Annotated in this window: 4 protein-coding genes; 3 read left to right on the forward strand and 1 reads right to left on the reverse strand. The window is 70.4% G+C overall.

Going from position 1 to position 5,369, the window contains the following annotated elements; translation table 11 throughout:
* A partial coding sequence (locus tag PLP61_RS14680; RefSeq protein WP_324503494.1) for a transglycosylase domain-containing protein occupies nucleotides 1–2,114 on the reverse strand: 2,114 nt, incomplete at its 3' end.
* A 163-nt stretch (nucleotides 2,115–2,277) separates the two neighbouring features.
* Here PLP61_RS14680 and PLP61_RS14685 point away from each other — a divergent pair.
* From PLP61_RS14685 to PLP61_RS14695, 3 genes are read left to right on the forward strand one after another with little or no spacing between them, the layout of a single operon-like run.
* Nucleotides 2,278–3,573: a hemolysin family protein gene (locus PLP61_RS14685; protein ID WP_324503495.1), complete on the forward strand. Its 1,296-nt coding sequence runs from the start codon at nucleotides 2,278–2,280 to the stop codon at nucleotides 3,571–3,573.
* 47 nt (nucleotides 3,574–3,620) lie between these two features.
* On the forward strand, nucleotides 3,621–4,193 hold the full coding sequence (locus PLP61_RS14690) for a PadR family transcriptional regulator (protein ID WP_324503496.1): 573 nt from the start codon (nucleotides 3,621–3,623) through the stop codon (nucleotides 4,191–4,193).
* A 50-nt stretch (nucleotides 4,194–4,243) separates the two neighbouring features.
* Nucleotides 4,244–5,317, forward strand: a complete 1,074-nt coding sequence (locus PLP61_RS14695; RefSeq protein WP_324503497.1) for an inositol-3-phosphate synthase — start codon at nucleotides 4,244–4,246, stop codon at nucleotides 5,315–5,317.
* The last annotated feature ends 52 nt before the right edge of the window (nucleotides 5,318–5,369 follow it).

Raw genomic sequence — 5,369 nt, forward strand, 5'->3', positions numbered from 1 at the left:
TGGCCGGTCGGGCTGCTCGGCGGCGGGCTGGACGGCGGTGCGCTCTGGGAGGACGGCGGCGGCTTGCGCGTGCCGGTCGGCCTCGGGGGCGGCACGTACGGCGCGTGGCCGGACGAGGGCGCGTCGCCGTCGACGTACGCGGGCTCGGGGAACTGCTCGACCGGCAGCCCCTCCATGTCGCGACTCATCACCGCCGTCCAGGTGCGCGCGGGGTAGTCGGCGCCGAAGTACGACGGCAGCCAGCCGTCGAGCTGGTCGTCGCCGTCCCCCCGGACGTACATGACGGCCGTGGCCAGCTGCGGGGTGTAGCCCACGAACCAGGCCGACGACACCTGGTCCTTGTCGTTGGTGGCCGTCCCGGTCTTGCCCGCCGCCGGCCGCCCCAGCGCGAGGGCCGCGGTGCCCGTCCCGTTCTGGACGACCTGCTGCATGGCGTAGGAGACGTCGGCGGCGATGTCCTCGTCCAGCACCGAGCGCGTCGGTGACTTGAACGTGTAGGACGTCTCGCCGGTGCGGTCCTCCACCTTCTCGATGACGTGGACCTGGGCCCGCTCCCCGCCCGCTGCGACGGTCGCGTAGGCGTTGGCCATGTTCACCGGGCTGATCCGGGCCTTGCCCAGGGTGATCAGCCCGTCCGCCTCGAGGTCCCGGCTCCGGTCGGGGATCCCCGGGTACTTCTGGCTGGGCTTCGCAGGCGGGATGCCCAGCCGGTTCGCCATCTGCAGGATCTTCGCCGGGCCGTCGTCCATGCTCGCGGACATGTCGACGAAGGCGGTGTTGATCGACTCCTCGAGGGCGGTCACCGCGCTGACCGCGGAGCCGTAGTCGTTGCCGAGCCCGTCGCTGCCCGAGCCCTCGTTGCGCACCTGCAGGCCGTCGGGGAACTCGTACGGCGAGTTCCCCTCGAAGGTGTCCTTGAGGGAGAAGCCGTCCTCGAGGGCGGCCGCGAGCGTGACCGGCTTGAAGGTGGAGCCGACCATGCCGCCGGCCACGGCCCAGTTGATCTGCGAGTCCAGGTAGTCCTGGCCGGCGTAGAACCCGCGCAGCGCGCCGGTGGCGGGCTCCACCGAGGCGACACCGATGTGCAGCTGCTTGTCGCCGAAGCCCTCCGGCTTGGCCTCGCTCACCCCCTGACCCGCGGCCGCCATCGCCTCGGGGGTGAAGGTCGTGGTGACCCGCAGCCCCCCGCCGTCGATCTGCTCGTCGCTGTAGCCGAGGGCGTGCAGCTCGTCACGGACCAGCTTCAGCATGTGGCCCTTCTGCCCGCCGTACTGGCTGGTGGCCTCGATCCGGGGGAACGCCGGCAGGCGGCGCGACGCCCGGTCCGCCTGCTCCTGGCTGATGTCGCCGGCCTCGGCCATGCCCGACAGGACGTAGCGGTAGCGGGCGAGCAGCTCCTGGCGCGCCTCCTTGCCGTTGGCCGGGTCGAGCGCGGTGGGGCTGTTCAGCACGCTGGCGAGCACCGCGCTCTGCTTGAGGGTCAGCTCCCCGGCCGGGTGGTCGAAGTAGGCGTTGGCCGCTGCCTGGACGCCGTACGCCCCGCGGCCGAAGTAGATCGTGTTGAGGTAGCCCTCGAGGATCTGCTGCTTGCTCTGCTCGCGCTGGATCTTCAGCGAGAGCACCGCCTCCTTGAGCTTGCGCTGCAGACTGCGCTCGCTGGTGAGGTAGAGGATCTTCACGTACTGCTGGGTGATCGTGGAGGCACCCTGGGTGGCGCCGCCGGAGGCGTTGTTGAAGGCCGCCCGCAGGATCCCTCGTGGGTCGATGCCCCGGTTGGTCCAGAACGTCCGGTCCTCCGCGGAGATCACCGCGTCCTGCAGGGTCTGGGGCATCTCGTCCAGGCTGATCGACTCGCGCTCCTGGGTGGCGAAGGAGCCGAGCTCGGTGCTGCCGTCGGCGTAGTAGATCTTGGTGGTCTGGGTCAGGAAGTCGGCGTTCGGGTCGGGCATCTCGGTCGTCCGGTAGACGTAGACGAACGCCCCGACGCCCATCAGCACCGCCACGAGCCCGACGATGAGGCCCCACTTCGCCACCGAGAGGAGCCGGCGCCGGGTGCTCCGGGGTGCCTTGGACCTGGTCACGGCCTTGCCGGGGGCCCTGCGCTTGGCGCTCACGTGTGCATGTCTCCGGGTGGTGCGGGGGCGGACGGACCATCCGAGGGTACGGGGCCCCCGCGAAGGGTCACCAATCCGCTCAGGCGCCTCTCAGGTAGCCGGTCGCTGGCTATGGTGGACGACACTCTCCCGGCCCCCTCGTGCAAAGACTGGTGATCCCCCGTTGTCCGGCTACTGGCTCGACCTCGGCCTGGTGGCGGTCCTGGTGCTTCTCAACGCGGCCTTCGCCGGCAGCGAGATGGCCCTGGTGTCGCTGCGTGAGGGCCAGCTCAAGCAGCTCGAGAAGGAGGGCGGGGCCAGGCCCCGCCGCCTGGTGCGGCTGGTCCGCGACCCCAACCGGTTCCTGGGCACGATCCAGATCGGGATCACCCTCGCCGGGTTCCTCGCCTCCGCCACCGCCGCGGTGTCGCTGGCCGAGCCGCTGGTCCCCTCCCTGTCGTTCCTGGGCCGGGCCGCCGAGACCGTGGCCGTCGCGACCGTCACCGTGCTGCTCACCTTCGTCACCCTGGTGGTCGGCGAGCTGGCCCCCAAGCGGCTCGCCATGCAACGGGCGCTGCCCTGGGCGCTCTTCGTGGCGAGACCGCTGGACCTGCTGGCCACCCTCAGCCGACCCGTGGTGGCCATGCTCGGCTCGGCCACCAACGTGCTGGTCCGCCTGCTCGGGGGCCGTCTCGAGGCCGAGCCGGAGGACATCAGCCCTGAGGAGCTGCGCGACCTCGTGGCCAGCCAACGGGTGCTGGCGCCGTTCCAGCGCGAGATCATCTCGGGCGCCTTCGAGATCCGGGAGCGGACCCTGCGCGAGGTGCTCGTGCCGCGCGGGTCGGTGGTCCGGGTCTCCGCCTCCATGAGCCTCGAGCAGGCCCGCCGGACGCTGGTGGAGTCCGGGCACTCCCGGGTCCCCGTGGTCGAGGGCCAGGAGTTCGACCAGGTGGTGGGCGTGGTGCACTGGGCCTCGGTGGCCGCCGGCGGACCCGGGCGGGTCGCCGAAGTCGCCGCGCCGGTGCTGCACCTTCCGGACACGCTGCCGCTGCTCGGCGCTCTGCGGCAGTTCCAGGACCAGCGCCAGCAGCTGGCCATCGTGGTCGACGAGCACGGCTCGGCCGACGGCATCGTCACCTTGGAGGACATCCTGGAGGAGATCGTCGGGGAGATCTACGACGAGACCGACCGCGACGTACGAGCCTCGGAGCGGAGCGCGGACGGCAGCCTCCTCGTGCCCGGCACCTTCCCGCTCCACGACCTCCCCGACATCGGGGTCGAGATGGACCTCCCCCCGACCTCGGACTACACCACGGTGGCCGGTCTGGTGCTCGCGCGCCTGGGACGCATCCCGCGGGAGGCCGGGGACGTCGTCGCGCTCGACGACGCGTGGCGGGCGGAGGTGCTGGCGGTGTCCGGCCACGCCGTCACCCGGGTCCGGCTCGTCCGGGGTGCCGCGGACCGCGACCCGCCGGTGTGACGCATCGCCGATTCGCGTCGACAGGATATATCGCTACGATAGGTTGCATGGCACGTCGTGGTGAGACCATCGAGCTGGCGGTCCTCGGACTGCTGCACGAGGGTCCGATGCACGGCTACGAGCTGCGCAAGCGGCTCAACCTGATGCTGGGGTGGGGACGGGTGCTGTCCTACGGCTCGCTCTACCCCGCGCTGAAGAAGATGATGCGCTCCGCGCTGATCGAGGAGACCTCGTCCACGCTGACGGCCGTCACCCGCCGCCCCAAGATCGTCTACGCGCTGACCCCGGCGGGTCACCGCGAGTTCGAGCGGCTGATGGCGGAGGTCGGGCCCACCGCGTGGGAGGACGACAACTTCGACGTACGGTTCGCCTTCTTCAGCCGCACAGACATGGAGATCCGGCTGCGCGTGCTGGAGGGTCGTCGGACCCGCCTGCAGGAGCGGCTGGACCGGGTCCAGACCCAGCTCTCCATGACCCAGAAGGAGGTCGACCGCTACGCCGCCGAGCTGCAGCGCCACGGAGTGGAGTCCGTGGAGCGCGAGGTGCGCTGGCTGTCCGACCTGATCAACGCCGAACGTGACCAGGAGGACGCGGCCCGGCGTACGCCGGGGCCGGTCTGAACGGTCCGCACAGCACAGAAGATCCGATGGTGACAGAAGAGGAGAGCCCGATGGGTTCGGTTCGAGTGGCAATCGTGGGGGTGGGCAACTGCGCCACCTCCCTCATCCAGGGCGTCCAGTACTACCAAAACGCCGACCCGCAGGCCAGCGTGCCGGGTCTCATGCACGTCACCTTCGGTGACTACCACGTCGGCGACGTCGAGTTCGTCGCCGCCTTCGACGTGGACGCGAAGAAGGTCGGCTTCGACCTGGCCGAGGCGACCACCGCCTCGGAGAACAACACCATCAAGATCTGTGACGTGCCCCCGACCGGGGTCACCGTGCAGCGCGGCCACACGCTGGACGGCCTGGGCAAGTACTACCGGATGACCATCGAGGAGTCCGACGCCGAGCCGGTCGACGTCGTGGCCACCCTCAAGGAGGCCCGGGCCGACGTGCTGGTGTCCTACCTGCCGGTGGGCTCGGAGCAGGCCGACAAGTTCTACGCCCAGTGCGCGATCGACGCCGGCGTCGCCTTCGTCAACGCGCTCCCCGTCTTCATCGCCTCCGACCCGGAGTGGGCCAAGAAGTTCGAGGACGCCGGGCTGCCGATCATCGGCGACGACATCAAGTCCCAGGTGGGCGCCACCATCACCCACCGCGTGATGGCCAAGCTGTTCGAGGACCGGGGCGTGGTGCTGGACCGGACCTACCAGCTCAACGTCGGCGGCAACATGGACTTCAAGAACATGCTCGAGCGTGAGCGGCTGGAGTCCAAGAAGATCTCCAAGACCCAGTCGGTCACCTCGAACCTCCAGCACGATCTGGGGGCGCGCAACGTGCACATCGGTCCCTCCGACTACGTGCAGTGGCTCGACGACCGCAAGTGGGCCTACGTCCGCCTCGAGGGGCGCGCGTTCGGGGACGTCCCGCTGAACATGGAGTACAAGCTCGAGGTCTGGGACTCCCCCAACTCCGCCGGCATCATCATCGACGCCATCCGCGCCGCCAAGATCGCCAAGGACCGCGGAATGGGTGGCCCGGTGCTGGCGGCCTCGTCGTACCTGATGAAGTCCCCGCCGGTGCAGCTGCCCGACGAGGAAGGCCGTCGGCGCGTGGAGGCGTTCATCCGCGGCGAGGAGTGACTCGCGCCCCGCGCCCCGTTGACTCGCGCCCCGCGCCCCGTTGACTCGCGCC

This window comes from Nocardioides sp. (assembly GCF_035429765.1).
GTDB lineage: Bacteria > Actinomycetota > Actinomycetes > Propionibacteriales > Nocardioidaceae > Nocardioides.

Excerpts from the sequence above, each read along its gene's own strand:
- PLP61_RS14695 (WP_324503497.1), top strand. The coding sequence starts at position 4,244 with ATGGGTTCGGTTCGAGTGGCAATCGTGGGGGTGGGCAACTGCGCCACC.
- PLP61_RS14690 (WP_324503496.1), top strand. The coding sequence starts at position 3,621 with ATGGCACGTCGTGGTGAGACCATCGAGCTGGCGGTCCTCGGACTGCTG.